We start from the raw sequence: 597 nt of genomic DNA, 5'->3' as shown, positions 1-597 counted from the left end.
TTTATAGCCATACCATACGGAACAACCTCCTCCTCCGCCACCGCCGCCATCGCCATAAGACCAAGAGGAACCACCACTACCTCCGCCGCCCCATGCTTGGATCTCAACTTTGGTTTTATTCGTCACCCAATCTGGCCATTGAATTTTTCCATCCTGTGTATAGAGCAATTCAGCATCGGCAATAATGAGTTTATTAATCAAATCTTTTTTGATGTTTTTAATTTCCTGCTTGAGAATATCTATTTCTGATTTCGTATAAACAAGATCACCATCCACTTTCAGCGGTCCTTTAAGCGAGCTTCCTGTTGTGCTTAAACTGCTAACGACTTTGTTGTTATGGATAAGGTTAAACGAGGAATTGCCTAACAGTTCTAAGCCACCACTCATGGTGACTTTGCTGGTAAATTTATTGTAGTTTTTCCATTCATTGGGGCTTGTGAGGTGCCCATAGCTTGTGAGATCTTCATTGATCTTAGCTCTAAAATCATCAAGCCCCACAATATCTTCGGTTTTATGTTGGTGTGCGCCTAATAGAGAGATAGCACTGCCAAAAGTGAAGTTATTGTTGCTTGATTTATAGAGAACATAATTGTTGGC

The 597-nt window shown here is 41.2% G+C and carries 1 protein-coding gene; it reads right to left on the bottom strand.

The window, feature by feature from the left end:
- Window positions 1-597: Bgr_08870 family protein (locus PVV60_RS10685; RefSeq protein ID WP_273724695.1), on the bottom strand; the 597-nt coding region annotated here is incomplete at both ends.

Source organism: Bartonella sp. AU18XJBT (genome assembly GCF_028618595.1).
Lineage (GTDB): Bacteria > Pseudomonadota > Alphaproteobacteria > Rhizobiales > Rhizobiaceae > Bartonella.
This window is presented reverse-complemented; position numbering and strand designations above follow the sequence as displayed.